At 62.3% G+C, this 26,174-nt stretch carries 23 protein-coding genes and 1 tRNA gene; 10 read left to right on the top strand and 14 right to left on the bottom strand.

All coding sequences use genetic code 11. From position 1 onward, the window contains the following. Positions 1–33 precede the first annotated feature (33 nt). A complete protein-coding gene (locus AB4Y87_RS15605) occupies positions 34–858 on the top strand; it encodes a class E sortase (RefSeq protein ID WP_442005287.1) in 825 nt (274 codons plus the stop codon). Positions 859–1,028: 170 nt separating this feature from the next. Then, positions 1,029–1,670: an aminodeoxychorismate/anthranilate synthase component II gene (locus tag AB4Y87_RS15600; RefSeq protein WP_224094520.1), complete on the top strand. Its 642-nt coding sequence runs from the start codon at positions 1,029–1,031 to the stop codon at positions 1,668–1,670. A 30-nt stretch (positions 1,671–1,700) separates the two neighbouring features. Here AB4Y87_RS15600 and pknB read toward each other — a convergent pair whose 3' ends face one another. The 7 genes from pknB to AB4Y87_RS15565 are packed head-to-tail and all read right to left on the bottom strand — an operon-like array spanning position 1,701 to position 11,269. Beyond that, complete coding sequence (gene pknB, locus AB4Y87_RS15595; protein WP_442005235.1) at positions 1,701–3,602, bottom strand: Stk1 family PASTA domain-containing Ser/Thr kinase; 1,902 nt, start codon at positions 3,600–3,602, stop codon at positions 1,701–1,703. Between the two features lie 9 nt (positions 3,603–3,611). After that, the gene (locus AB4Y87_RS15590) at positions 3,612–5,462 is read right to left on the bottom strand and encodes a protein kinase domain-containing protein (RefSeq protein WP_442005234.1); all 1,851 of its coding nucleotides are present in this window, start codon (positions 5,460–5,462) and stop codon (positions 3,612–3,614) included. After that, positions 5,459–6,916 carry a penicillin-binding transpeptidase domain-containing protein gene (locus AB4Y87_RS15585; protein ID WP_442005233.1) on the bottom strand — a complete coding sequence of 486 codons (1,458 nt, stop codon included), beginning with the start codon at positions 6,914–6,916 and terminating at the stop codon, positions 5,459–5,461. The genes AB4Y87_RS15590 and AB4Y87_RS15585 overlap by 4 nt, the downstream gene beginning before the upstream one ends. Beyond that, positions 6,913–8,343 (bottom strand): FtsW/RodA/SpoVE family cell cycle protein, encoded by a 1,431-nt coding sequence (locus AB4Y87_RS15580; RefSeq protein WP_442005232.1) that lies wholly within the window; start codon positions 8,341–8,343, stop codon positions 6,913–6,915. The genes AB4Y87_RS15585 and AB4Y87_RS15580 overlap by 4 nt, the downstream gene beginning before the upstream one ends. Beyond that, the gene (locus AB4Y87_RS15575; protein ID WP_442005231.1) at positions 8,340–10,031 is read right to left on the bottom strand and encodes a PP2C family protein-serine/threonine phosphatase; all 1,692 of its coding nucleotides are present in this window, start codon (positions 10,029–10,031) and stop codon (positions 8,340–8,342) included. The genes AB4Y87_RS15580 and AB4Y87_RS15575 overlap by 4 nt, the downstream gene beginning before the upstream one ends. 3 nt (positions 10,032–10,034) lie before the next feature. Then, on the bottom strand, positions 10,035–10,523 hold the full coding sequence (locus tag AB4Y87_RS15570) for an FHA domain-containing protein FhaB/FipA (protein WP_442005230.1): 489 nt from the start codon (positions 10,521–10,523) through the stop codon (positions 10,035–10,037). Further along, entirely contained in the window at positions 10,520–11,269 is a 750-nt protein-coding gene (locus AB4Y87_RS15565; RefSeq protein ID WP_442005229.1) for an FhaA domain-containing protein, read from the bottom strand. Before AB4Y87_RS15565 ends, AB4Y87_RS15570 begins: the two co-directional genes overlap by 4 nt. A gap of 387 nt (positions 11,270–11,656) precedes the next feature. Between AB4Y87_RS15565 and AB4Y87_RS15560 the strand changes: the two genes are divergently transcribed. Continuing rightward, positions 11,657–11,739 (top strand) — tRNA-Leu (locus tag AB4Y87_RS15560). A gap of 62 nt (positions 11,740–11,801) precedes the next feature. Here the strand turns inward: AB4Y87_RS15560 and AB4Y87_RS15555 are convergent. From AB4Y87_RS15555 to AB4Y87_RS15545, 3 genes are all read right to left on the bottom strand, one after another. Next, entirely contained in the window at positions 11,802–12,500 is a 699-nt protein-coding gene (locus tag AB4Y87_RS15555) for a FadR/GntR family transcriptional regulator (RefSeq protein ID WP_442005228.1), read from the bottom strand. Between the two features lie 10 nt (positions 12,501–12,510). Further along, positions 12,511–13,638: an L-talarate/galactarate dehydratase gene (locus tag AB4Y87_RS15550; RefSeq protein WP_442005227.1), complete on the bottom strand. Its 1,128-nt coding sequence runs from the start codon at positions 13,636–13,638 to the stop codon at positions 12,511–12,513. An 84-nt stretch (positions 13,639–13,722) separates the two neighbouring features. After that, complete coding sequence (locus tag AB4Y87_RS15545; RefSeq protein WP_442005226.1) at positions 13,723–14,457, bottom strand: TetR/AcrR family transcriptional regulator; 735 nt, start codon at positions 14,455–14,457, stop codon at positions 13,723–13,725. Between the two features lie 80 nt (positions 14,458–14,537). On the opposite strand from AB4Y87_RS15545, the gene AB4Y87_RS15540 reads away from it, so the two are divergent. Continuing rightward, positions 14,538–15,941: a flavin monoamine oxidase family protein gene (locus AB4Y87_RS15540; RefSeq protein ID WP_442005286.1), complete on the top strand. Its 1,404-nt coding sequence runs from the start codon at positions 14,538–14,540 to the stop codon at positions 15,939–15,941. Between the two features lie 58 nt (positions 15,942–15,999). On the opposite strand, the gene AB4Y87_RS15535 is transcribed toward AB4Y87_RS15540, so the two are convergent. Beyond that, the gene (locus tag AB4Y87_RS15535; RefSeq protein ID WP_442005225.1) at positions 16,000–16,584 is read right to left on the bottom strand and encodes a hypothetical protein; all 585 of its coding nucleotides are present in this window, start codon (positions 16,582–16,584) and stop codon (positions 16,000–16,002) included. A 113-nt stretch (positions 16,585–16,697) separates the two neighbouring features. On the opposite strand from AB4Y87_RS15535, the gene AB4Y87_RS15530 reads away from it, so the two are divergent. Continuing rightward, on the top strand, positions 16,698–17,078 hold the full coding sequence (locus AB4Y87_RS15530) for a VOC family protein (RefSeq protein WP_442005224.1): 381 nt from the start codon (positions 16,698–16,700) through the stop codon (positions 17,076–17,078). A 68-nt stretch (positions 17,079–17,146) separates the two neighbouring features. On the opposite strand, the gene AB4Y87_RS15525 is transcribed toward AB4Y87_RS15530, so the two are convergent. Next, complete coding sequence (locus AB4Y87_RS15525) at positions 17,147–17,596, bottom strand: DUF5997 family protein (protein WP_223935217.1); 450 nt, start codon at positions 17,594–17,596, stop codon at positions 17,147–17,149. A 33-nt stretch (positions 17,597–17,629) separates the two neighbouring features. Between AB4Y87_RS15525 and AB4Y87_RS15520 the strand changes: the two genes are divergently transcribed. Continuing rightward, positions 17,630–18,355, top strand: coding sequence for a LysR family transcriptional regulator substrate-binding protein (locus AB4Y87_RS15520; RefSeq protein ID WP_442005223.1), 726 nt, complete (start codon positions 17,630–17,632; stop codon positions 18,353–18,355). Here AB4Y87_RS15520 and AB4Y87_RS15515 read toward each other — a convergent pair whose 3' ends face one another. Further along, positions 18,356–19,054: a GntR family transcriptional regulator gene (locus AB4Y87_RS15515; RefSeq protein ID WP_442005222.1), complete on the bottom strand. Its 699-nt coding sequence runs from the start codon at positions 19,052–19,054 to the stop codon at positions 18,356–18,358. A gap of 109 nt (positions 19,055–19,163) precedes the next feature. On the opposite strand from AB4Y87_RS15515, the gene AB4Y87_RS15510 reads away from it, so the two are divergent. The 4 genes from AB4Y87_RS15510 to AB4Y87_RS15495 are packed head-to-tail and all read left to right on the top strand — an operon-like array spanning position 19,164 to position 24,789. Further along, positions 19,164–19,922 carry a LamB/YcsF family protein gene (locus AB4Y87_RS15510; protein WP_442005221.1) on the top strand — a complete coding sequence of 253 codons (759 nt, stop codon included), beginning with the start codon at positions 19,164–19,166 and terminating at the stop codon, positions 19,920–19,922. Positions 19,923–19,967: 45 nt separating this feature from the next. Continuing rightward, positions 19,968–21,302, top strand: a complete 1,335-nt coding sequence (locus tag AB4Y87_RS15505) for an MFS transporter (RefSeq protein WP_442005220.1) — start codon at positions 19,968–19,970, stop codon at positions 21,300–21,302. Between the two features lie 18 nt (positions 21,303–21,320). Beyond that, positions 21,321–23,006 (top strand): 5-oxoprolinase/urea amidolyase family protein, encoded by a 1,686-nt coding sequence (locus tag AB4Y87_RS15500; protein WP_442005285.1) that lies wholly within the window; start codon positions 21,321–21,323, stop codon positions 23,004–23,006. Positions 23,007–23,013: 7 nt separating this feature from the next. Next, entirely contained in the window at positions 23,014–24,789 is a 1,776-nt protein-coding gene (locus tag AB4Y87_RS15495; protein ID WP_442005219.1) for an acetyl/propionyl/methylcrotonyl-CoA carboxylase subunit alpha, read from the top strand. A gap of 106 nt (positions 24,790–24,895) precedes the next feature. On the opposite strand, the gene AB4Y87_RS15490 is transcribed toward AB4Y87_RS15495, so the two are convergent. Next, positions 24,896–26,149: a D-arabinono-1,4-lactone oxidase gene (locus tag AB4Y87_RS15490; RefSeq protein WP_442005218.1), complete on the bottom strand. Its 1,254-nt coding sequence runs from the start codon at positions 26,147–26,149 to the stop codon at positions 24,896–24,898. Between the last annotated feature and the right edge of the window lie 25 nt (positions 26,150–26,174).

Below are 26,174 nucleotides of genomic sequence, written 5' to 3'. Positions count from 1 at the left end.
GCAACCGGGGTAGGCCAGCGCCRCCCACGCCCTATACGAGGAGACCCTGTGGCGGACCAGCAGACGACGGCGGCTGCCGCCGTGCCGTCCGCCCAAGGGACGCAGGGAAAGCCTCCCAAGGCCCGGCGCACAGCTTCGGACGTTATCCGGAAAATCAGCCAGGTGCTGGGCGAGTTGCTCATCACCGCAGGCATTGTCCTCCTGCTTTTTGTGGGTTGGGAGCTGTGGTGGACCAACGTGGAGGCCGACGCCAAGCAGACCGAAGCCGTGAAGAGTTTTGCACAGGAGTTTGCGGGACCGGTAACGCCGGCCGTCAGCCAGGCTACCGACTACGGTCCGCCGGTCGTCGGGACAGCACCTGCCCATGGGAAAACGATCGGGATCATGTACATCCCGCGATTTGGTCCGGACTACACGCGGCCAATTATCGAGGGAACAGACCAGGATGTCCTGGACACACTGGGCCTGGGGCACTACGGAAACACCGGCATGCCCGGAGCCCTGGGCAATTTTGCCGTCGCAGGACACCGGCAAACGCACGGCGCTGTGCTGGATAACATCCACACCCTGGTCCCCGGGGACAAAATCTACGTCCAGACGCCAGACGGCTATTACACCTATGTCTTCCGCAACAACCAGATTGTGTTGCCCAGCCAAACCGACGTCCTGATGCCCGTCCCCACCCAACCCGGAGTCACGCCCCGTGAAAGCATCCTGACCATGACCAGTTGCAACCCGCGCTTCGGATCCCAGGAACGCATCATCGCCTATTCAGTCCTTGAGGGTTGGCAACCGGCCTCAGCGGGACCGCCATCGGAAATCGCCGCCCAAGTAGCCCAAGCCCAAGGAAAGGGGTAACGGATGTACGCCTGGATCTTTCGGAATTTGCCCGGCCCCTTGTGGGTGCGGATACTGACATCGGTGGCGCTTGTGGCCGTAGCCCTCGTCCTGATGGTGGAGTTCCTCTTCCCGTGGTTCTCACAATTCACTTCTTTGACCGACTCAACGATTGGTTTAGTGCAGCAGCCATGAGCTCAACAAAAATCCTCGTCGTGGACAACTACGACAGCTTCGTTTACACCCTGGTGGGCTACCTGCAAGAACTCGGCGCCGAGACAACCGTGGTCCGAAATGACGACGTGACACTCGCAGAAGCAAAAGAGCTTGCCGCAGCCCGTGACGGAGTCCTCATCTCTCCCGGTCCAGGAACGCCGGCAGAAGCCGGTGTTTGCATCGACCTCATCAAGTGGTGCGGCGAGGCCGCCAAGCCTATGTTCGGCGTCTGCCTTGGCCACCAGGCCCTTGCCGAAGCCTATGGCGGCGTGGTCACCCACGCGCCTGAGCTGATGCACGGCAAAACCTCGCCAGTGCAGCACGAAGGCAAGAGCGTCTTTGTCGGGCTTCCGTCGCCCGTTACGGCTACGCGCTACCACTCACTCGCTGCGGTTCGCGACTCGATCCCGGACGTCCTGGAGATCACAGCCGAGACCACCAACGGTGTGGTCATGGGTCTGCAGCACAAGACCGCTCCCCTCTGCGGCGTGCAGTTCCACCCGGAATCAGTCCTCACCGAAGGCGGCTACCAGATGCTGGGCAACTGGCTGGAGTCCCTTGGCATGACCGGCGCTGCCGAACGTGCTTCGAAGCTGAGCCCGCTGATCCAGCACTGAGGGTGGCGGCGGCTGAGGAGACGCGAGCCGTTAGTCCTTCTTGGTGGGCGTCGGCTTGGGGCTCGAGGTATCTGTTGGCGTAGGTGTGGGAGTTGGAGCCGGGGCTTTGGCTACCGTTACCGTGACTGTCTTGCCCTGATCCACTTCAGTATTGAAGGTTTCGCTTTGCGCCGTGACCTTGCCGGGGGTCACCTGGGAATTTTCCTGCTCCACCACCGCCATGACGAGGCCGTTTTCCTTCAAAAGCGCTTCGGCTTCCGACTGGGCAAGACCGATCAGTTGGGGCATCAGCACTTTGCCGGAGGAGACCTGCAGCTCAACGTTGGAACCCGCGGCTATGGGCGCCCCGGGGGCTGGACCCGTGGTGATGACGAGCCCGGTGGGAACCGTCGGGCTATGGGTCCTGACGCTGGAGATGTTGCCCGTGATTCCCAGGCGCCGGAGGGTGTCGCGGGCGTCTGACTCGGTGCGGCCCACAATGTCTGCAGGGATAGTTACCGAGCTGGGACCGCTGGAGATGTTGAGGATGACTTCGGCGTTCTGTTCAAGCATGGAGCCCGCGCTGGGTGCCGTGCCGATCGCCATGTCCTTGGCGACCTTGTCACTGGCCACACGTGCCGTTTTGGGGACCAGCTTTGCGGAGTAGAGCTCTTGCAGCGCCTGGGACTCCGACATGTTGGTCACCGAGGGAACCGCCACCCTGGCCGGTGTCGCGGGAGGCGCGTTGACGAGGCTGTAGATCCAGAATCCGGCGCCTGCGAGAACAAGGATAGTGAAGATTGCCAGCGTCGCCGCCCAAGTACGACGCCGGGACTTCTGGTGGGCGGACCGCTCCCGTTCGGGTGGGAGGTCCAGGGGAAGGGCTTCCTCCACCGGTTCCGCCATGGGGTCCTGGGTCGCGTCTTTGTAGTGCTCGACATCCAGGAATCCCACGGCTGTGGCGCTCAGGAGCTGGGTGTCCGGGTCTTCGGATGAAATGAGGTCGTTGGGGTCGGTAGGCGCCTCGCTGGTGGGGAGAGCGGGCACGGGGATGCCATTACTCGCGGCCCTGAGTGCCCGCCGGAAGGCAGCCGCATCCTGGAATCGGTCAGTCCGGCTCTTCTGCAGGGCCTTGGCAAGGACGGAATCCAAAGCCTCTGAAACTTCAGGGTTATGGACGCTGGGAAGGTCCGGTGTCTCCCGGACGTGCTGGTAGGCCACTGAAACCGGGCTGTCGCCTACGAATGGTGGCCTGCTGGTAAGCAGTTCATACAGGAGGCAGCCAGCAGAGTAGAGATCGCTGCGGGCATCAACGGTCTCCCCCCGTGCTTGTTCGGGGGAGAGGTATTGGGCTGTTCCCACCACAGCCTGCGTCTGCGTCATGGTGGCAGCGGAGTCAGCCATGGCGCGGGCGATGCCGAAGTCCATGACCTTGACGTCCCCGGTATCGGCACAGACCATGACGTTGGCGGGCTTGATATCGCGGTGCACAATGCCCGCCCGATGGCTGTACTCCAGCGCTGCGAGGACGCCAAGGGTGTAGCCGATGGAGTCTTCAACACCGAGTTCGTGCGCTTTGATCATGTCCCGCAGGGTCCGTCCTGCGACGAACTCCATCACGATGTATGGGACACGCACGTCCTCACCCGGCCCACCCGGGACCGAGTACTCACCGGTATCGAAGATGGCCACGATGGAAGGGTGGTTCAGTGCCGCGACAGCCTGGGCCTCGCGTTTGAAACGGGCCTGAAACTGGGGATCGCGGGCCAGGTCAGCGCGCAGGACTTTGACTGCAATGGTGCGCCCCAGCAGCGTATCTGATCCACGGTAGACGTCTGCCATGCCACCACGGCCGATCAGGTCACCGAGTTCGTAGCGACCATTGAGGATGCGCTGCGAAGAGACAGGTGTGCTCTCCTCTCGGTGCGCTGGACCGGGCCGTGGCGTAGACATGGCGGCTACTTATTTGCTCGGGCTGCCGGAGCCGCTGGGGCTGGCGCTCGGGGACGTCGGATTGCTCGGGACAAGCGACTTGGACAGGTGGTATGTGACTACGGAACCAGCGGCAACCTTTGTTCCAGGCGCCGGCTCGGACCGTACGAACGTGCCTGGTTTCTGGCCGACGGCACCGTTGACGGGATCGCCCGGGACCCACCGCAGGTTCGCGGCTTCGATCAGTCCCCGGACCTCGTCTTCGCTGAGGCCGACACCGATGCTGGGCACGGACACCATTTCCGGACCCTTGGAGTACTGGACAGTGATAACTTCCCCTGGATCAACAGGACCCGTGGGGTTAAGGTCGGTTACCGTACCCACCGCGGCAGTGTTGAATACTTCCTGCCCGTTTACCTGCAGACCCAATCCAACAAGCTGGCTGCGGACCGTTTCAAAGGGTTGTCCAAGATACTCCTCGGGGATCAGGTTGATCTTCTGGGGAGTGGACTGCGTTGGCGTCGGGGAGGGGGCCTGGGACGTCTGCGTTGGGGTGGCCGATTGCGACGTTGGACTTGCGCTCCGGCTCGGGCTTGCAGATGTGGACTCGCTCGGACCGGGATTTGGCGAGAAGAAGCCCGACTGTGAAATCAGGAAACCAACCAGTGCGAACAGCACCAGCAGGATCAGGGCAACGAGTGGCCAAGTCCATGGGCTGCGCTTCTTGCGCTCCGGCTCGACGTCGTCGAAGTTGTCGTCATCGCTGTAGATAACGTCTTCTTCGTCGTTCAGCTGCCGCTCTGCCTCAAGTGCATTTGCCCGCGACAAAGGGTTGTCGGCGGAAGCGCCGGCAGCTCCAAGGGCAGCCCCGGCTGCGCCTCCAACAGCGGCGGTGGCGCCGATCACCGGAAGCGCGGAAGTCGACGTCGCGGTGTGCTCCTTGCCAAACGGCGAGGTAACGACGCCGGTGGGGGCCGTAGCGGTATTGACCGGTGCCGTTAGGGGTCCAGTAGCGGCTTCGAAGAGGAGCATTCCAGGTACGGCCGCGTGGGCAGTGGCGATATCGCCGTTGCGGATAGCCTCGGCGGCCTCAGCAAGCTTGATGGCGTTGGCTGGACGGTTCTTGGGGTCCTTGGCGAGCATGGACATCAGGAGGGCGCGCACCGGAGTAGGCAGCGTCTCGGGAAGGGGTGGCGGAGCGTCGTTGACCTGCGCGAGGGCAATGGCGATCTGCGATTCACCGGAGAACGGACGGTGGCCGGTGAGGCATTCGTAACCGATGACGCCCAGCGAGTAGATGTCAGACGAGCCAGTGGCAGTTTGTCCTGTTGCCTGTTCGGGAGCAAGGTACTGGGCGGTGCCCATGACCTGGCCGGTCTGGGTCAGCGGGACCTGGTCAGCCAGGCGGGCGATACCGAAGTCGGTGACTTTGACGCGGTTGTCAGGCGTGATCAGCAGGTTGCCCGGCTTGATGTCGCGGTGGACCAGGCCCTGGGCATGTGCCACGGCCAGGGCGCGCGCCGTCTGGGAGATGATCGAAAGCGTCATGTCAGGCGACAGGACCTGCTCGCGCTCGAGGATGCCGCTCAACGGATGGCCCGGCACCAGTTCCATGACCAGGTAGGCAGAGCCGGCTTCTTCACCGTAATCGAAGACGTTGGCGATACCCACGTGGTTAAGGAGTGCCGTGTGGCGGGCTTCAGCGCGGAAACGCTGGAGGAAGCCTGGGTCCCCGGTGTATTCCTCCTTGAGCACCTTGATGGCAACGATCCTGCCCAGGATCTGGTCCTTGGCCTTCCAGACCTCGCCCATGCCGCCAATCGCAATGCGACTGGTCAGCTGGAACCTGCCGCCGAGTGTGATTCCCGAAGTAGGTCTCACTTATTCAACACCGCCTCAAAAATCTTCTTTGCGTTCGGACTGGTTAGCTTGGCGCCTGTGAGCACATCCACACCTTCCATGACGATGGTGACGGCCACTTGCGGATCGTTCGCCGGGGCGAACCCGGTGAACCAAGAGTTGTTCAAACCTGAATCGCCGAGCTCGGCGGTACCGGTCTTGCCGGCTACCTGGACCCCCGGGACGGCAGCGCCGCTGGCGATGCCGTTGGAGACCGCGCTGCTCATCCATTGGGTGATCTGGTTCGCGATGGGTTGGGTGGTGCTTGTACGGAGGGCCTCGGGCTTGAACTCGCTGATTACCCRGAGGTCCGGCGCCCGGACGGTCTTGATCAGATTGGGCTTCATCTGCACACCACCATTGGCAATTGCCGCCGTCATCAGGTTGATCTGCAGCGGAGTTGCCTTGACGTCGCGCTGGCCTACCGAGGATTGGGCAAGCTGCGCCTGGTCCAGATCCTTCGGGAAGACGCTGACGGCCTGCTGGAGCTTGAGCTGCTCGCCGAAGGTGTCTCCGAAGCCGAACTTCTCTGCCTGCCCCCGGATGGCGTCCTGGCCCAGATCCAGCGCGATGCTCGCAAAGGGCGTGTTGCACGACTGTTCTAGGGCGAAGGAGAACGTTGCCGTTTCACGGACGTTGCAGTTACCGCCAGCGTAGTTGGGCAGGCTCGCACTGGATCCAGGCAAGGGCAGGCTGCTGGGGTTCGGCAGTTCGCTGTCCTTGTTGTACTTGCCCGAATTCAGGGCGGCCGCAGTATCCACGAGCTTGAACACGGAGCCCGGAGACAGCAAGTTACCCGTGGGCCCGCTGACGTTCTGGTTCAAATTAATGCCCGGAATCTGGTTCAGCTGTGCGTAGTTCGCCGCTGCGGCGTTTCTGTCGTGGGTAGCGATCAGGTTGGGATCGTAGGAAGGCTTGGAAACCATGGCCAGGACGGCGCCTGTTTTCGGGTTGGTCACCACGATTGAGCCGCGCTGGCCTTCCGGAATAAGGTCATAGGCAAGTTTCTGGATGGCGGGATCCAGCGTCAGCTCCACCGAGGCGCCCTTGGGCTCATTGCCCAGGAACATTTGGCTGACGCGGTCCAGGAATAGTTGGTCGGAATTGCCGGCCAACTGATCGCTGAGGGACTGTTCGAGCCCGGTGGAACCAAAGCCCCTGGAGAAGTATCCAGTGATGCCGGCATATAGTTCGGGCTGCGTGTACTTGCGTTGGAACGCGCAGGATTCGTTTCCCGCGACAGATTCTGCAATTGGCTTGCCTCCTACGATGATCGCCCCACGGTCATTGCAGAACGATGCCAGGATGGCCCGCTGGTTCCAAGGATTGGCGTTGAGGTCGTCAGCCCCAATGACCTGGACATAGCTGATGGCACCGAAAATCAACGCGAACATGGCGACAGCAGCCATCCACGAACTTCTAATTGCCTGGTTCATGGATGCTTCACCGCTTCCGTGGGTGCGCCCGGTGTGGGTACGGCGGCCGACTTGCGGGCGGCCGGGTTGGTGCTGCTTGCAGGAGGTTTGTTGACCATCGGAGTGGTATCTATGGGCCCACGGGCCGTGTTGGAGATCATGAGCAGGAGGCCGACGATTATCCAGTTGGCCAAAAGCGAGGAACCACCAGCGGCCAGGAACGGCGTTGTGAGGCCCGTCAATGGGATGAGCCGGGTGACGCCGCCGATAACCACAAAGCACTGGAGCGCGATTGCGAAGGAGAGCCCGCAGGCCAACAACTTGCCGAACGCATCCCGGGTGCCCAAGGCGGCACGGAAACCGCGGGTAAAGAGCAACAGGTAGAGCATCACAACGGCAAACAGGCCAATAAGGCCCAGTTCTTCGCCAATGAGTGCCACGATCATGTCACTGTTGGCGAAGGGCACCAGGTCCGGCCGGCCCTGGCCGAGGCCCGTGCCCACCAGGCCACCGTCAGCCATGCCGAACAAACCTTGGACGATCTGTCCACTGCCACCGGGGGACCTGCCAAAGACTTCGGGCGTGAAGGCATTGATCCAGCTGTCGATCCGGAAAGCAACGTGCGAGAAGATCTTCGAAGCGATGAAGCCGCCGCCAAGGATCAGGGCCAGCCCGATCACTACCCACGAGATGCGGCTTGTGGCGACGTAGATCATCACAATGAAGAGGCCGAAGAAAAGGACTGACGATCCGAGGTCGCGCTGGAATACGAGGACGCCAATGCTCACCAACCAGGCAGTGATCATGGGACCGAGGTCCTTGAACCGCGGGAACTGCATGGGGCCAATTTTCCGTCCTGCCAGCAGGATGAGGTCCCGGTTGGAGGAAAGATACCCGGCAAAGAATATTGCCAGTGTGATCTTGGCAATTTCACCTGGCTGGAACGTCATAGGGCCGATCCGGATCCACACGCTTGCGCCCAGAACTTCACCGGCAGAGATGCCCGGAACCAGCGGCAAAATCAGAAGGAATGCACTCGCTGCCAAGGAAATGTAGGTAAACCGGCGCAGGATGCGGTGGTCCTTGAGGTACCAAATCACGGCGATGGATACCGCCATGGCAATAAGCGTCCAACGGAGCTGATTATTACCGGTATCGTCCCCAGGCCCGTCCATGCGGTGGATCAAAGCGAGGCCGAGCCCGTTCAAGGCAACAACGATCGGAAGTATTACTGGGTCGGCATACTTGGCGCGCAGCCTCAACACGACGTGGAAGGCAAAGGCAGCGACAGCCAAGAGGCTCGACTGGAACCAGAAGTCGCTGTCCAGTCCGCTTTCGGAGTTGATGCTTACCAAAGCACTGGCGCCGATGCCAACGGCAAGCGCAAGCACGATGAGCACCAGCTCAACATTGCGGCGCGGCTTGGGCGCGGTCTCAGTCTGGATCATTTTGCCGCCTCACAGGGAGTCGGTACGGGCGAAGGCGTGGGGCTGGCAATGGCCGCTGTACTTGGAATGGGAACACTTGTTGTCGCTGATGGAGTGGGGGAAGCGCTGGTGCTGGGACAGGTTCCTGACGTGCTGCCGTAGTTCTTCAGGTTCTCGACAATACGCTGCGCATCATCAAGGTCTCCGGCAGGAACGGTCTGCCGAACACTCTGTTGACCGTACTCGGGAAGGGACTCAACACGTAGGTCAGTGACAGCCTCAAGCCGGGACAGCTGGATGGGGCCGAGCCGCTGCGAAATGCCGTTGAAGATTGCTACACGGGAATCGTACTCGCCAACGTAATAGCGGGTCTGCGTCCAAGCGTAGCCAAGCCATAGGCCCACCACGACGCCGAGCACAACAACAGCTGCGACGGCGGGCATGAGCCAGCGAATGCGGCGTCTTGCCGGTTCTTCGACTTCCAGTCGGTCCTGCTCGGCTTTGTGGGTTAGGACAGTAGCCGCGCGTCGAGCAACGGTGCGGCCTGCCACCGTCGGGATTGATCCCGTTTCGGCAGCGGTAGCTGCAGCACCCACAAGCTCATGGGGACGGCTGGCGAGCTCTTCGCGAAGGACCTCAGCGGAAAGATGCTCACCTAGGTGGGGGTCAGTAGTGGTGGGCGGCTCTTTGGAGGTCCCGTCGTCGTCATCGGACTCAGTCTTCCCCGCAGTTGGGTCGCCATTGCTGAAGGATGAACCGGCGTCTGCAACCTTGCCATCCTTGGTCGCTGTTGCCTTAAGCTCGCCCGGACTGGCGTCTGCGGGCTTGCTGGCAGTGGGACCTTCCGTCGGCTTATCTGCAGCATTTGATTCCGGCTCGTCCAGCGCGGCAAGCGTCGCGGGAGGAACGACGTCGACGGCGGCCGTGTTGACGTCGTCGTCGGTCTCCTCAACAATCTCCAGCACGACCACGGTGACGTTGTCCGGGGCGCCGGCTTCCAACGTGAGATTAACGAGGGTTTCCGCACATTCCCGAAGATCCTTGGTTTCCCGGAATACCCGCTCCACCACGTGCCCTGCCACATAGTTGAGGCCATCTGAGCAGAGCAACCAGCGTTCGCCAGGCTCGACGTCGAGGGCATCCAAGTCCAGTTCAGGGCTGGCGTCGACGTCACCCAGGACGCGCATCAGAACGTTTTTGTGGGGATGTGTTTCGGCTTCTTCGGGACGGAGCCGGCCTTCATCAATGAGGCGCTGAACAAACGTGTGATCAATGCTGACTTGCTCGAACTTCTTGTTCCGCAGGCGGTAAGCCCGGGAATCGCCAATGTGGGCGAAATGCAGTTTGCGACCCTCAAGGAGCAGGGCGGTGACGGTGGTGCCCATGCCGGAGAGCTTGGGATTCTGATGCACCAGTTCAGACAGCAGCGAATTGGCGGTCTGGATCTCATCGGCGAGGATCGTGTCGGCGCCGTCCGAGTAGTCATCATGATCGAGGTGGATCATGTCCAGAACCGTGGAAGCCGAGGCGACGTCTCCGCCGGCGTGACCTCCCATACCATCGGCAACGACTGCCAGATGGCGGCCCACATATGCGGAGTCGTCATTCTTGGAGCGGATCCGTCCGACGTCGGATCGCGCGGCGTAGCGCATGATTAGTGGGCGCTCCGCCGGCGTTTCCTTGCCTTCCGGGGTCTCGGGAGAGGCCATGGACTACGGCCTCAATTCAATAACCGTCTTGCCGATTCTCACGGGAACGCCAAGCTCCACCGGCAGGGCACGGGTCAGCTGTTGATCGGCCAGGTAGGTGCCGTTGGTGGACCCGAGGTCCTCAATAAACCAGCGGCTGCCCTGCGGGAACAAGCGTGCATGCCGGCCGGAAGCGTAGTCGTCTTCCAGGACCAGGGTGGCTTCCTGCGCGCGGCCCAACAGGATGGGGCTCGCCGCCAAGGGAAGGGTGGTGCCTTTGAGGGGGCCTTCAGTGACCACCAAGTTGCGCGCATGTTGAATGGCAGGCGCCGGCGAGGAGGCCAGTTCGGGGTGCTTGCGGACCTCGCGTGCTGTGGGGGCTCCGGTCACTGCCTTGCGGCCGATCTGGAAGTCGCGGCGCATGGTGGACACGATGCTGAAGATCAAGACCCACAGCAACAGCAGGAAACCGAAGCGAAGTGCCGTGATGGTCAGTTCGCTGACGTCGTTCACGCGTGGCCACCCAGGGTCTGGGGGAGGAGGCGGAAAATGATCTTTGTACGTCCCATCGTGATGGTTGAGCCGTCAGTGAGCTCCACGCTGCCGTCCACCTTGTGCCCGTTGACGTAACTGCCATTGGTGGATCCAAGGTCAACGGCCCACGTGGTGCCGTTCTGGGTGCGGACCTCAAGGTGCTTCCTGGAAACCCCGGTGTCATCCACCAGGATGTCCGCTTCCGAAGAGCGGCCCAGCACGACCGACTGGGCATTGAGGGAATACCTTTGGCCGCCAATGTCCAGGACAGGCTGGAGTCGGGTGGGCTGCCGGGCGGGTGCAGCTGGAACATTTGGCCGTGGAGCCTGTGGCGCGGGAGCGGCGTCGTCGGAGGATTTCTCGGTCCGGGAAGTTATTTCGAAGTGTCCGGCGCGTTCCTCTTCATTTCGACGGAACGAAATCCGGACCGCGCCCTGGAGCGTGTAGCCCTGGCTGCGAACGTGCTGGATGACAACATCGCACAGTTCCTCTGCCAGCGGAGTCCCCCACTCCTGGGCCCGTCCGAAATCTTCGTCGCTGAGGAGGACATCGAAAACATTGGGGGCGAGAGTACGCCCGGCTGCGATCGTGATGGACTTATTGTCCAGCTCGCGCCGTAGCTTGCTCGCGATTTCCACCGGCTCAACACGTGCCCGCGACCCTGTGGAGAAGACATTGCGGACAGCCTTTTCAATGCCGCGCTCGACTTTGTCCAGCAAACCCATGGTCCTTCTCCTTTCCTCGCCGCGGCACCCACTGTGCCTGGTTCAATACTCGGTGCTTCGACCCGTCCACGCACACAGCAAAGTGAGCGCCGAACGGCCCTTCCACTTCCCGATACTACTGGGAGTGTCTGGGAATGGCCTTAATCCACAACGCCTTACGACGCGKAAAAGTTCGATTCCGGCCCGTCCTGACGGGGGAGCAAGGGCGTGAAATTTTCGTGCCGTTAAGCAGAAGTTGTGTGGGCTGGGGACTTCTCGGCGAGGTTGTCCCCACCCCGGTAGGGACTCGATTGGTGTTTTGTCTGGGATGTCCGTTATGCTTGATCTCGCTGCTTTTGAAGGAAACGAAGCTGGGAGACCGGTAGAACGTCCTGAAAAAGAAGTTGCGCGCGAGTGGCGGAACGGCAGACGCGCTGGCTTCAGGTGCCAGTATCCGAAAGGGTGTGGGGGTTCAAATCCCCCCTCGCGCACGCAATTGAAAGAGCCCCGGTCTTAGGATCGGGGCTCTTTTGTTTTGCCGGGTGCCTGACTCTCAGCCGCGCGGCGAACCCTTGAACCGGCGTCGTGAATTGCTTAGGTGCAAGCGCATGGCAGCCGAGGCAGCCGCTGGGTCGGCATCGGCGATGGCCGCGTATATAGAGGAGTGCTCGTGGACCACTTGCTCGAAGCGTTCGCGGGATTCCTCCTCGTCGCTGGCAAGGAGGCGTGTGCGCGGCATGGTGATCATCGTTTGGCCGAGCGCACTGATGCAGTCCGTATAAAAGGGATTGCCTGAGGCAGCAGCCACGGCCCGGTGGAACTCGAAGTCAGCCTTCATGGAATGCGCCGGGTGGCCGGAACTTGCCGTGAACTGCTCCAAGGCGCCGTGCACTGCCTTTAATTGATGCTCCGTGTGATTCAGGGCGGCCAACGCCGCGGCTTCAGTCTCCACACCGATCCTGAAGTCGAGCATCTGCAGCCGGTCTTCCATGCTGACAACCGGTCTGGTGCCCGGAGCCTGAAGAAGGCCGTCCGATGGCGGGGTCAGTGCGAAGCTGCCCCGCCCACGCTCGGTTTCGACAAGTCCCTCCGCCTGCAAACGGGTCAGGGCGGAGCGGACCACTGTCCGGCTGACGCCGAATTCGCTGATGAGGGTGTTTTCGCTGGGGAGTTTCTCACCTGGCTGGATGACGCCGTCGACGATGCGGTTGCGAAGGTCAGCGGCGAGATCCGCAGTCAGGTTTCGGCTCATGGGTTCAAGATTACGCGCCGAATTCCACGGATTCGGTGGTCCAGGCGCGGGCCTGCCCGCTCAACGTAACGCCGAGTCCGGGGCGGTCCGGGACGATCATGCGGCCGTTCTTGGTCTCGAGGCGTTCCTCGAACAATGGATCCAGCCAATCGAAGTGCTCAACCCACGGCTCGCGCGGATAGGCAGCGGCCAGATGGAGGTGGATCTCCATGGCGAAGTGCGGAGCCAGACCAAGGCCACGTTCGTCGGCAAGGGCTGCAAGGCGCAGGAACTGGGTGATGCCGCCAACGCGCGGTGCATCGGGCTGGATGATGTCGCAACTGTTGGCGTTGATAAGGCCCTTGTGTTCTGCAACGGAGGCCAGCATCTCGCCTGTGGCGATGGGCGTGTCCAAAACATGGGCAAGGTGCGCGTGACCCTCAAAATCGTAGGCGTCCAGCGGTTCTTCGATCCAGATGAGGTTGAATTCCTCAAGTTGGCGACCCATACGCAGGGCAGTAGCCCGGTCCCACTGTTGGTTGGCGTCCACCATGAGCGGTACGTCCCAGCCGATGTGTTCGCGGACGCCGGCCACGCGGCGAAGGTCTTCCTTGGAATCCGGGAGGCCAACTTTGATCTTGATACCGCCGATGCCTTCTTCGATGGACTGCGTTGCGCGTGCCTTAACCTCTTCCAATGTGGCGTTGAGGAAGCCCCCGGAGGTGTTGTAGGTCTGCACGGAGTCGCGGTAGGAGCCCAGCAGCTTGGCCAGGGGGAGTCCAGCGCGCTTGGCTTTGAGATCGTAAAGTGCGATGTCTATTGCTGCCAGGGCCTGGGTTGCAACGCCTGAGCGGCCCACTGAAGCTCCCGCCCAGAGAAGCTTGGTGTAGATCCTGCCGATGTCGTTGGGGTCCTCGCCAATAATGCCCTCCGCGACCTCCTTCGCGTGGGCGTACTGGGCCGGACCACCAGCGCGTTTTGAATAGCTGAATCCGATGCCGCTGTGGCCCTGCTCCGTAGTGATCTCGGCGAAGAGGAATACGACTTCGGTCATCGGCTTCTGACGGCCCGTGAAGACCTTGGCGTCGCTGATGGGCACGGTGAGGGGCAGACGGGCCGTTGACAGCTTGATGTGTCGAATGAGATCTACGGGGCTCATGGTTCTCCTAAGGGATGGGCATCTTTGCCTGAAACTTAGGATACAAGTTATTAACTTGTACTACAAGGAACTGCTGGTCGGAAACTACCGCCGCAGCGCCCCGAACCCGCTGATCAGAGCCTCGAGCCCCAAGTTAAAAGCAACGTCCGTTGGCCGCGGATGCTGCTCCAAGGCAAGTCTGTCGACGGCCGCGGTGAAGTTGGGCACCTGGTCGGCGAGCGAGCCGGCGTCGAAGATGTCTTCCGGCGCAGTGACGTCGTAAGCGGCCCCAAAGACGAAGGCCTCCAAGGCAACAATCGCCGAAATGATTTTCTCTTCCGGGAAGCCGGCGTCGCGGAATCCGGCGGTCACGGCCTCGTACATGGCCAGGGTCTTCGGGGCATTCGCGACAGGCAGCACGGCTATGACGGGGATCAGCGGAGTGTGCTCCGAGAACACGTCCCGGTAGGACCACGCCCAGCGGCGCACAGCCACATCCCACGGTTCCAGACCAAAAGCGGACACGTCAACCATCGCGGCCAAGTGGTCCTCTACAAGCAAGAGCACGTCGTCCTTGGATGCTACGTGGTTGTAGAGGGCGGATGGCGCAACGCCGAGTGAGCGTGCCAGGGCTGCCATGGTGAGTCCGTCGTAACCCTTGCTGCTGATTAACTCCAGGGCCGCCGTCGTGATGCCGTTTTGGTCCAGGATGCGTGCCATGGGCCGTCCGGCACGTCGCCGTGCCTTGCTGGCGGAAGCTGGGGCAGCGCCCGGCTCGGGTTCTGGAGCGGGTGTGGGTGCGGGCATCGGAAGCCTTTCTGCTGCCTGTATCTCCAGCATTATTCCATCGGGTCTTCCCAGTCGCTGACTTGGCCGCTATTATCAAATGTAAATGAACGCCATTCATTTATTGGTCAGCCATCACGGACGGCCACGGAGAGGACATCATGCAGAATCTTGATCGCGACGTTGTGATCGTCGGTGCCGGACCGTCAGGGTTGACGGCGGCACGTGAATTGAAGAAGGCCGGACTCAGCGTTGCAGTGCTTGAAGCACGCGACCGCGTGGGTGGCCGCACCTGGACCGACACGATCGACGGCGCCATGCTGGAAATCGGCGGCCAGTGGGTTTCCCCGGACCAGACGGCCCTCATGGACCTGCTGGACGAGCTCGGGCTCAAAATGTATTCGCGCTACCGCGACGGCGAGTCCGTTTACATTGGCGCCGACGGCAAACGCGTCCAGTACACGGGCGACACCTTCCCCGTAAATGAGCACACCAAGGCCGAAATGGACAAGCTCGTTGCCATCCTGGACGGGCTCGCCGCGGAGATCGGACCCACCGAGCCCTGGGCGCACCCCAAGGCCCGCGAACTGGACACCATCTCCTTCCACCACTGGCTCCGCCAGAACTCCAACGACGAGGAAGCCTGCAATAACATCGGGCTCTTCATCGCCGGCGGGATGCTCACCAAGCCCGCCCACGCCTTCTCTGCGCTGCAGGCCGTCCTCATGGCCGCTTCCGCAGGCTCCTTCACCCACCTGACGGACGAAGACTTCATCCTGGACAAGCGCGTTATTGGTGGCATGCAGCAGGTTTCGCTGCTCCAGGCAGCCGAGCTGGGTTCCGACGTCGTCCTTAACAGCCCGGTTCGCACCATCAACTGGGACCTCGACCGCGTGACGGTCGAGTCTGAGCAAGCGACGGTGAACGCGCGCTATGTGATCATGGCCGTGCCGCCCAACCTGTACTCGCGCGTTTCCTTCAACCCGCCCCTGCCGCGCCGCCAGCACCAGATGCACCAGCACCAGTCACTGGGCTTGGTCATCAAGGTTCACGCTGTGTACAGCACGCCGTTCTGGCGCGAAGCAGGCCTCTCCGGCACCGGTTTCAGCGCCGGCGCCTTGGTGCAGGAGGTCTACGACAACACCAACCACGGCGATTCCCGCGGTACCTTGGTGGGCTTCATTTCCGATGAAAAGGCCGACGCCGTGTTCGAGCTCAGCGCCGAAGACCGCAAGAAGGCCGTCCTTGAGTCGATTGCCGGCTTCCTCGGCGACAAGGCCCTGACCCCTGAGGTCTACTACGAATCGGACTGGGGCTCTGAGGAATGGACCCGAGGCGCCTACGCATCCAGCTATGATCTGGGCGGCCTGCACCGCTACGGCAAGGACCAGCACGCGAACGTGGGACCGATCTACTGGTCCTCGTCCGATCTCGCGGCCGAGGGCTACCAGCACGTGGACGGCGCGGTCCGGATGGGCCAGGCAACCGCTGCCCGCATCGTCGAGGCGAACAAGTTGAGCGCGCTGCCGGTCGGCTAGTGCCCACGCCGAGGTGGCACTTAACACCCATGTTTCCGCGTGGGATTGGTGTTAAGTGTCACCTCGGCGCGGGTTGTCCGGCTCCGGGCAAGGCTTGTCCCGGCGTCGGCACGCCTGCCGCTCGCTCCGCCTCGATGAGTGCCTGGGTCAGACGCTCTACGGCGGCTTGGTAGTCAGTCCCGGGTGTCACCCGGCAGCGCTCAGCCTCCCGCATGGCGCGGGCAAGGGCAGCTGTCTCGGCCGTTCTGACGTCCGTCATTGCGGGGAAGTCTATGGCCTGCCCGGGATCGAGTTCGTAGCGCTGCCACTGTTGGAGGACGCTCGCGTGGCGGGCGGCAGCTTCCGCAAAACCAGGCCGACGCCGGGGCTCAGCTGAGTGGAGACGCTCCACCCTGCGGCTGGTCGCCAGCGTTGCTGCTGCAGTGGCCATCGCGACGAAGACCATGATCAGTCCGGCCGGCGCCCATTCCACTGCGGGAACCACGATGGCCGGAAGAATCACCACCAGGCCCGCGAAGAGATCCCAGAAGATCGTGTCCGGTTCCGGGCCGCGCCCATGCGTGAGTTTTCTGTGGAGGACGAACGTGGTTGCCGCTGTTGCGAGCACCAAGGCTACGCCCCACAGGAGCATCATGGCGGGCATTTGACCACCTCCAGGCGAGTACGCGCTGCTGTGATTTCAGTATGCGCCAGAGTGTTTCCGGGCGACACCTCCCTCCGGACAATTCACCGCTCCGCGGGCGTAGCCTAGGCACCATGAGACTGAAAATGTGCAGCATCCACGTCAAGGACCCCGCTACGGCCCATGCTTTCTATACGGAAACGCTTGGCTTCGAAACCTTGATGGCCATGCCCGAGTACAACCTCTTCATCATCAAGGATCCCGGCGCAGATAACACTTCCGTGGGGCTCCTGCTGGAGCCCAGCGATAATCCGATCGGCGCCGACTACATGAATGCGTTGCATGAGGCTGGGCTGGCGACGATCACCTTTGGTGTGCCCGACGTCCAGGCTGAATATGAGCGTCTGCTGGCCGCCGGTGTGACGTTCCAGGGCGAACCCAGTGAGGATTTCTCCGGGATCAGCGCGGTCTTCGACGACGGGTGCGGGAACTTCGTCCAACTCCACCAGGACTAGTTAAACAGCGGTGGCCCTTAACACCTGTGGCCGGGACCAAAGGGTCCCGGCCACAGTCAAGCTCAAAACTACGCGTGATCACGCTTTGACGTCTTCGGGGCATCGCGCTTGGCCGCTGCGTTGTCCTTGGCTTCCTTGGTGGCTGCCTTCTTCGCAGCTTCGTCCTTGACCCGCTGGGCCTCGGCGCGGACTGCAGCGTGGGTGGCGCGCTCCACAACCAACCACTGGGGCGGAGCTTGCAGCAGCTCGGTGATTTCCGCCGTCGTGAGTGCTTCTTCGACGCCGCCGCGGGCGAGGCCGCTGATGGAGACGTTCAGCTTCTGCGCCACCACAGGGCGCGGGTGCGGGCCGTTGCGGCGGAGCTCGGCGAGCCACTCCGGCGGGTTGGCCTGGAGTTCGGCGAATTCTTCGCGGGAGATGGACGAATCCTGGAACTCCTGGGGTGTCGCTGGCAGGTAGATGCCGAGTTTCTTGGCAACGGTTGCCGGTTTCATGGACTGGGAGTTCGAGGACGTCATGCTTCAAGGGTATCTGGCCGGTACTGTGAGTGTGTGCCAGCCGCTGAAGAATCCACCCAAACAACCGAGCCCCCCACCGAGCTTCGCTTCGCTTATGTTGCGGGTGTGACCCCTGGGAAATGGATCCGGCGATGGGAAGAGCGGATGCCGGACGTCCCGTTGCACGCGTTCATGTCCGACGACGGCGAGCAGCTTTCGGTTTTGCGCGACGGTTCCGCTGACCTTAGCTTTGTTCGGTTGCCCGTGGACAAGGAAGGCCTGAACGTCATTCCCCTCTATGAAGAGCAGCCAGTGGTGGTCGCTCCAAAGGGGCACGAGATCTCAGTGTTCGAAGAAGTAGCGCTGGAGGACCTGTCCGAGGAGAACTTCCTGGATGTGGAAGAAATGGGCGGGCCCGATATGGCCTTGCAGGTGGTGGCTTCGGGAGCGGGATTGGCAATCCTGCCGATGTCAGTCGCCCGGCACCTGAATAACAAACAGACCGTGATGCGTCTTTTAACAGGCGCTCCCGGAACGCAGATTGGACTCGCTTGGCTTGCTGGAACAGATAGCCCGGTGATCGAGGAGTTCATCGGTATTGTGCGCGGCCGGACTGCGCAGAGTTCACGCCAGCCGTCCGCCCAGCAGGAGAAGCCGAAGAAGGCGCCCAAGCCGGATCGTCGCGGGGGCGGGGCCAAGAAGCCTGCCGTCGCGCAGCGATATGCGCCGAATCCTGATAAAGGCCGCGGCAAGGGTTCGCGCAAGAAGGGCAAGCGCTAATTATTCATCGTGGATGGTGGCCTGCTGCTGCTCTGACCGGTTGAGGTAGGCGAGCAGAAGGTCCCCGGCGCGCTCCAGGTCGCCGGATTCGAGTGCCGAGCAAATCTGCTCGTTTTCCTTGAGCCAGTCGCTGTAGAAGTGCGCGTTCATGGTGGCCTTGTGGAAGTACAGGCGCATCTCGGCGAGTACTTGGGCCATGATCGTGTTCAGCCTCCCGCTTTCGGCCAGGGCAACGATCGCCCCATGGAAATGCTGGTTGGCACTCCCCAGGCCCTCGTTGTCATTGGCGGCTGCTGCGCGCTTTCCCTCCTCGACGGCGGCCCTGATGGCGGCAATGCGCTCGGGGGAACCGCCGGCACGGATGGAACTGACCTCAATGGCGCGGCGGACTGTATAGACATCGTGAATGTCCCCTGCTTCCAAGGTGGCGACGTACACTCCGCGGTTGGGGTGACGGACCAGGAGCCGTTCGCTGGCTAGTTCCGCGAAGGCTTCACGGACGGTGTTGCGGGAAACGCCCAAGTCCTCGGCGATGGTGGCTTCCGTGAGCTTGGCACCTGGCACGAGGAAGCCTTCGGCCAGCTGGTAGCGCAGTTCCTCGGCAACCCTCTCCGCAACCGAAGGCACCCGAAGGCGCATACGGGCGCCGGCGCCGTCGATGCCAGTTCTTTCGCTGGATTCCTGATCTGCACTGGCCATGACACCAAAATTACACGATTGCCAAAAATTAGGATCGCTGGATTGTTGAACAATCCGGTAATCTGGTGCATCCTTGATGTAACGCACATCACGAGGCAGGAATCACACCATGGCAGTCATCGACCTGAACAGCGACGTCGGAGAGTCATTCGGACGTTGGACGCTTGGCGACGACGCAGCCATGTTCGAATCCGTTTCCAGTGCCAACGTTGCGTGCGGGTTCCACGCTGGCGACCCCAGCGTTATCCGCAGCACCTGCAAGAAGGCGGCTGCGGCCGGCGTCGTGATCGGCGCCCATGTCGGGTACCGGGACCTTGCAGGATTCGGCCGCCGCTTCCTGGACATTGACCCCAGGGAACTGGCAGACGATGTGGTTTACCAGATCGGCGCCCTGCAAGCACTGGCGGCCACGACGGGTGCGAGCGTCCAATACGTGAAGCCCCACGGCGGTCTCTACAACGCGATCGTCACGCACACCGCTCAGGCAAAGGCCGTGGTTGAGGCTGTGAAATCAGTCGATCCCAACCTTCCGATCCTCGGTCTCCCCGGTTCCGAAGTCCTCCGTCTTGCAGATGCAGCTGGACTTCGTGGAGTTTCCGAAGCTTTCGCGGACCGCGCCTACAACCCGGACGGAACCCTCGTCCCACGAACCCAAGCAGGCGCCGTCCTTCACAATCCCGCCGAAGTGGCGGAGCACGTTGTGCGGATGGCCACCGAACAGTCCGTCAGGACCATCGATGGTTCCATCCTGAAGATCCGCGCAGAGAGCATCTGCGTGCATGGTGACTCACCAGGAGCCGTCGCGATGGCTACCGCGGTGAAGTCCGCTCTCGACGACGCCGCCGTCAGCATCGGCTCGTTCCTCTAAATCCCCAAGCTTGAGCACAACCCCCTCATCCCCCCGGAGGAAACCATGACCAGCACCAACGCAGCCAAGGCCGTGACAAGGAAGCCACCGGCCGGCGCCCTCAAGGCTTACGTAGCCAGCCTCACCGGCACATCGCTTGAGTATTACGACTTCGCTATCTACTCCGTGGCTTCGGCCCTGGTGTTCCCGAAGATCTTCTTCCCCGGCAACGATGAGTTCGTTGCACTACTGCTCTCCTTCTCAGCCTTTGCCGTGGGCTACTTGGCCCGTCCAATCGGTGGCGTCATCTTTGGCCGCTTGGGCGACAAGATTGGCCGCAAGTACGTCCTGGTATTCACGCTCGTACTTATCGGACTCGCGACGGTCCTCATCGGTGCGCTACCCGATTACTCAGTGATCGGCGTGGCCGCACCCACCATCCTGGTTCTTCTTCGCCTCGCCCAGGGCATCGGCGTCGGCGGCGAATGGGGAGGAGCGGTTCTGCTGTCCAGCGAATTCGGCGACCCCAACAAGCGTGGCTTCTGGTCCTCCGCTGCACAGATCGGCCCGCCCGCAGGCAACCTGATGGCCAACGGCGTGCTCGCCATCCTTGCTGCTTCGTTGAGTAACGAGGCCTTCCTCTCCTGGGGCTGGCGCGTCGCCTTTCTCGCCTCCGCACTCCTGGTGGGCTTTGGTCTGATCATCCGCCTCAAGCTCGAAGAAACCCCCGTCTTCAAGGCAATTCAGGCCCACGGCGAACGACCCAAAGCACCCATCAAGGAGGTCTTCACCACCGAACCCAAGGCCTTGGTTTCGGCAGCGCTGTCCCGGGTCTGCCCTGACGTTCTCTACGCGCTGTTCACGGTGTTTGTTGCGGTGTACGCCACCAAGCAACTTGGCATGACCACGGGCAATGTCCTGGCTGCCATTCTCATCGGATCCGCATTCCAGCTGTTTCTCATTCCGTTGGCCGGCGCCCTCACCGACCGCTTCAACCGCCGCCTTGTCTACGGCGTCACGGCCGCCGCTACGGCCGTCTATGTTCCCCTGTTCTTCCTCATGATCCAGGGCAAGTCAGTGGTTATGTTGACCATCGGCACAGTGATCGGTCTGGCACTCCACGCCTTCATGTATGGCCCGCAGGCCGCTTTCATCACTGAGCAGTTCCCCGCCCGCCTACGCTACGCCGGCAGCTCCTTGGCTTACACCCTTGCCGGCGTAATTGGTGGAGCCGTTGCGCCCATCATCTTCACGGCTCTCTACGGCGCGGCGTCCGGCGGCTGGTATTTGATCGCGGGGTACCTCGTCCTGACAGCAGTTGTCACGATCGTGGGCATGGTCCTGGGCCGGGATCCGAAGCCTGAAGAAGACGTTCGCCTGCTTCAGGGGTCGGCCGCCTAATTGGCGGCGAAGCGGATGATGGAGACCGTGATGCAAACGACCACCGCGAAGCAATCCAGCACAGCGAAGCAATCGGCTACAGCGAAAAGGGTCCGCTCCGTGCGACCCGTCGGCACCCGTGCCGTCCTTGCGGAGCTGGATGGGCTGCAGGACGTACTGGCCCTGCAGGACATGCTCTACAAGTCTCCGCTCCCGGGCCAGGTAGACGTCCTGGCAGCTGCCGAAACAGTGATGGTCGTTGGCGAATCCGCTGCGGCAACGCGCGCCATCGGCGCCCGTTTGCTCGAACTGGAACTCACCGCGACCGAGGTTACTGACTCCGGGCTGGTGGTGATCGATACCGTGTACGACGGCGATGACCTCGCCGACGTGGCGGAACTCACCGGGCTGAGCGTGGAGGGCGTCATTGCAGCCCACACATGCCAGATCTGGACTGTTGCATTCGCGGGCTTCGCTCCCGGATTCGGCTACATGGTGGGCGAGAATGAAGTCCTCACGGTTCCCCGCCGCTCCTCGCCGCGCACCGCAGTTCCCGCTGGATCCGTGGCCCTCGGCGGTCAGTACTCGGCTGTCTATCCCCGGCGTTCTCCCGGCGGTTGGCAGCTGATTGGCCGAACGGGAGCCCGAATGTGGGACCTTGACCGTCCCCAACCGGCCCTGGTTCGGCCCGGTGACAGAGTGCAGTACCGCGCTGTTCGGGAGGTTGTCACAGCCGGTGCCGAGCACCAATCGGAACCCGACGCTGACAACCACACGGACTCCGGCCTACGGATACTCAACCCCGGCGCTCAAAGCCTTATCGAGGACCTGGGCCGCAGAGGCTACGGGGCCTTGGGGGTCTCGGCGGCTGGTGCGTTGGACCGAGCATCGCTCCGCCGGGCCAACCGTCTTGTCGGCAACACTTCCTCGGCCGCAGCCATCGAAACCGTCAATGGCGGGCTGACCGTGGAAGCGGTCGGTGATCAGGTGATTGCTGTGACAGGTGCGCCTACCACCCTGACCGTCCAGTCGCCGTCGTCAGCTGAATTTGAGGAGTCCGACGGCGACGCCCAGGAGATGGTGCGAACCGTTCCGATGGCTGCTCCCTTCGCGTTGCTCGACGGCGAAGTACTGACCCTCGGACCGCCCGAGGCAGGGTTCCGGAACTACGTCGCAATCCGCGGTGGCATCGCGGTTCCCGGAGTCCTGGGGAGTCGTTCAGCCGATACGATGTCCGGGATCGGACCTGCCCCATTGGTGGTTGGGCAGGAGCTCCCGGTGGGCGACGCCACGGCCTCTACGGCCGTTGGAAGCCCGGAGCTGCAGCCGAATTTTCCGGGCCTCGGTGTAACAGTGCTCGATGTGGTTCCCGGACCGCGCGCCGATTGGTTCGACCAGTCCGCAATCGAGTCCCTAACAAGCCAGGAATGGCTGGTCACACCCCAGTCCAACCGTGTGGGCATGCGACTGGATGGCACTCCGCTCAAGCGCAGCCGCGAGGGCGAACTTCCCAGCGAGGGAACCATGGCAGGCGCCCTCCAGATCCCGCCCGCCGGCCTCCCCGTGCTCTTCCTGGCCGACCATCCCATCACCGGCGGTTACCCCGTGATCGGCGTGGTTCGCGACGAACACCTTGACCTTGCCGGGCAGGTCCCCATAGGCGGACGGATCCGGTTCCGGATGGTCCCCGATTCCCCCGACTTCACCAAGAGCCCAGAGAAGTGAGTATTTGATGCGAAAGGTCCTGATTGCGAACCGCGGAGAGATCGCCGTTCGCGTCGCCCGAGCCTGCGATGACGCCGGCATTTCGTCCGTAGCCGTTTATGCGGACATCGACGCCGACGCCATGCACGTAGGTGCCGCGGATGAAGCCTATAGCCTGGGCGGAAACAGCCCTGCTGAGACCTACCTGAACGTTGGGAAGCTGCTCGCCGTTGCGGAACAGTCGGGGGCTGACGCCGTCCATCCCGGCTATGGCTTCCTCTCAGAAAACGCTGACTTTGCGCAAGCAGTCCTCGACGCCGGACTCGAGTGGATCGGTCCCTCGCCTGAGTCGATCCGACAGTTGGGCAACAAGATCACTGCCCGCGAGATCGCCATCCGTGCTGGTGCGCCTCTTGTGGCCGGCAGTGATGGGCCGGTTGCCACTTCTGCCGAAGCCCGGGCCTTTGCCGAGGAACACGGACTTCCGGTCGCTATCAAGGCTGCCTTCGGCGGGGGTGGTCGGGGGCTCAAGGTAGTCCGCGAACTCGCGGAAGTGGAGGAGGCATTCGATTCCGCAGTGCGTGAAGCCATCACAGCATTCGGGCGCGGTGAATGCTTCGTGGAACAGTACCTGGACAGGCCGCGGCACGTGGAGGCGCAGGTCATCGCCGATACCCATGGCAACGTCGTTGTGGTGGGTACGCGCGACTGCTCCCTCCAACGCCGTCACCAGAAGCTCGTGGAAGAGGCACCTGCGCCTTTCCTCACCGAGTCCCAACAGCAACAGATCTATGGCGCCGCCAAAGCAATCGTCCGCGAGGCCGGCTACTTCGGCGCCGGGACTGTTGAATTCCTGGTCTCCGCAGATGGGGCCGTGGCCTTCCTCGAGGTAAACACGCGCCTGCAGGTGGAGCACCCGATAACCGAGGAAACGGCTGGGATTGACCTCGTTCAGGAACAGTTCCGTATTGCAGCCGGCCTGCCCTTGAGCATTACCGAGGATCCCATAGCCCGCGGCCATTCGTTTGAGTTCCGCATCAACGCTGAGGACGTTGGCCGCGGATTCCTGCCCTCCCCGGGCACAGTGGCATCGTTCCAAGTGCCCACGGGTCCCGGCATTCGACTGGACACCGGCGTGCGCGCGGGCTCGTTTATTGCACCGCAGTTTGATTCGCTCTTGGCCAAATTGATTGTTACTGGTGCCGACCGCCAGCAAGCGCTGCGGCGTGCACGCCGTGCACTTGCCGAAATGGAGATCACCGGAGTGCCCACCGTGTTGCCGTTCCACCGCGCTGTAGTGGAGTCCGATGACTTTACATCCGTAGCCGGGCTGCGCGTTCACACCCGATGGATCGAGACAGACTTCGCAGACCAGATCCCCGTTGATTCCGAATACAACGTGGTTGCCCCGAGTGGGGTGCGGCGCACCATCACTGTGGATGTCGACGGCAAGCGGCTGGCCGTGGGCCTTCCGGCTGATCTTCTGGATGGTTGGGCGCGGTCAGGGCAGGGGCTCCCCTCAGGTTCGGTTGTCACTGGGCTACCGAGTGATTACCTGGAAGGACCTGATTCAGGGGGAGAATCGCCAGCCGAATCAGCCCTGGTTTCCAGCATGGCCGGCACAGTTGTGAAGTGGCTCGTTGAACCCGGGACCGAAGTCTCGGCAGGTGACCCCTTGCTGGTGGTGGAGGCCATGAAGATGGAAACGCAGGTGGCAGCACACCGTGCGGGTACGCTCTCTGAGGTGCTCTCGGCACCTGGCGGTGTGGTGACCGCGGGTGCTGTGCTGGCGCACATCCAGTAGTAGCTACTAGTCCGTAGCCAACCCGCTATTCCCTCGCTGGGCCCCCTGACACACAGGGGGACAGCAACGGAATAGCGGCTTGGCAACTTGATGGGCGCGAATGGTCCTAGGCCTGCGTTGCCGCAGAGATGCCCAGCACGCTGTCCAGCAGGTCATTCCGGAACTTGCCAGAAGGATCGTTGGTGACGGCGAGGCTGCAGAAGTCCTCGAAGCGCGGATAGAGCGCGGCGAAGTCGTACAGGCTTGGCGTGAAGAGCTTGCCCCAGTGCGGCCTCGCGCCGAAGGGGCGCAGTGCTTCCTCCAGTTCCGGCAGTACCGCTTCCACCTGGGCTTGCAGTGGCTTCCACGTGAAGTGAAGGGCGACGCTTTGCTGCCGGTAGAAGGGGCTGAGCCAGAACTCATCAGCGGCTACTGTGCGGATTTCGGAGATGAACAACAGCGGTGCCAGCTTGTCCGCCAGCTCTCGGACAGCTTCAAGCGCGGCGGGTGCGTGCTCCAAGGGCAGCAGGAATTCGCTCTGCAGCTCCTCACCGTTGCTTGGTGTGAATTCGTGGCGGAAGTGCGGCAGGCGGTCCAGCCATTTGCCGGGCTCGTCCAGCTGACCCGTGCAGTTCTCCGCGGACATGTCCGGCAAGGGATGCATCGCCGCCGTGGCTGCGGTTGCTCCGAACAGGTCCGGCAACGGAGCTTCGGTGTCCAGTGCCTTGAGCCAGATCTGCGGGATGGACTCGCCGGTGTAATTGGTGAAGAAGCTGACGCTGTACGCGGCAGATGCGATGTTTGCGAAGTCAGACAGGGCCCGCTCCCATGGAAGTCCCGTGAGCACACGCTGCCGCATCTGATAGCTCGGCCGGACGGCCAATTCCAGTCCTGTGACGATCCCAAGGGCGCCGAGTCCCACAACGCTGGCGAGGAACTCGTCGTCGTCCGGCGTAAGCGTCACTAGCTCGCCGTTTGCACGCACCAGATCAATGCTTTCGACGGCGCCAGCCAGGGAGGGATTGCCGACACCACTGCCGTGCGTCCCCGTTTGGATGGCTCCCGCTACCGAGATGTGGGGGAGCGAGGCGAGGTTGTGGATGGCATAACCCTGTTCCTCAACTGCCCGGCATAGTGCGCCATAGCTGATGCCGCCGCTGACCTTGACGGTGCCCTTTGAGGGATCAAGTGAGATTTCCTGGGGCAAGGCATCCAAGAGAATGTGGATGCCATCGGTGTCTGCGACGTTGTTGAACGAGTGGCGGGAACCGAGGGCCTTGATCCGCGACGCGTTGGCAACAAGCTCCCGCAGCTGGTCCACGGACGTGGGCCTCTGGACTTCGGCGGACGAGTACTCGAGGTTTCCTGCCCAGTTCTTCATTGCATGATCTTCCCACTTGGTGACT

Source organism: Paenarthrobacter sp. RAF54_2 (assembly GCF_052113945.1).
GTDB lineage: Bacteria > Actinomycetota > Actinomycetes > Actinomycetales > Micrococcaceae > Arthrobacter.
This window is presented reverse-complemented; position numbering and strand designations above follow the sequence as displayed.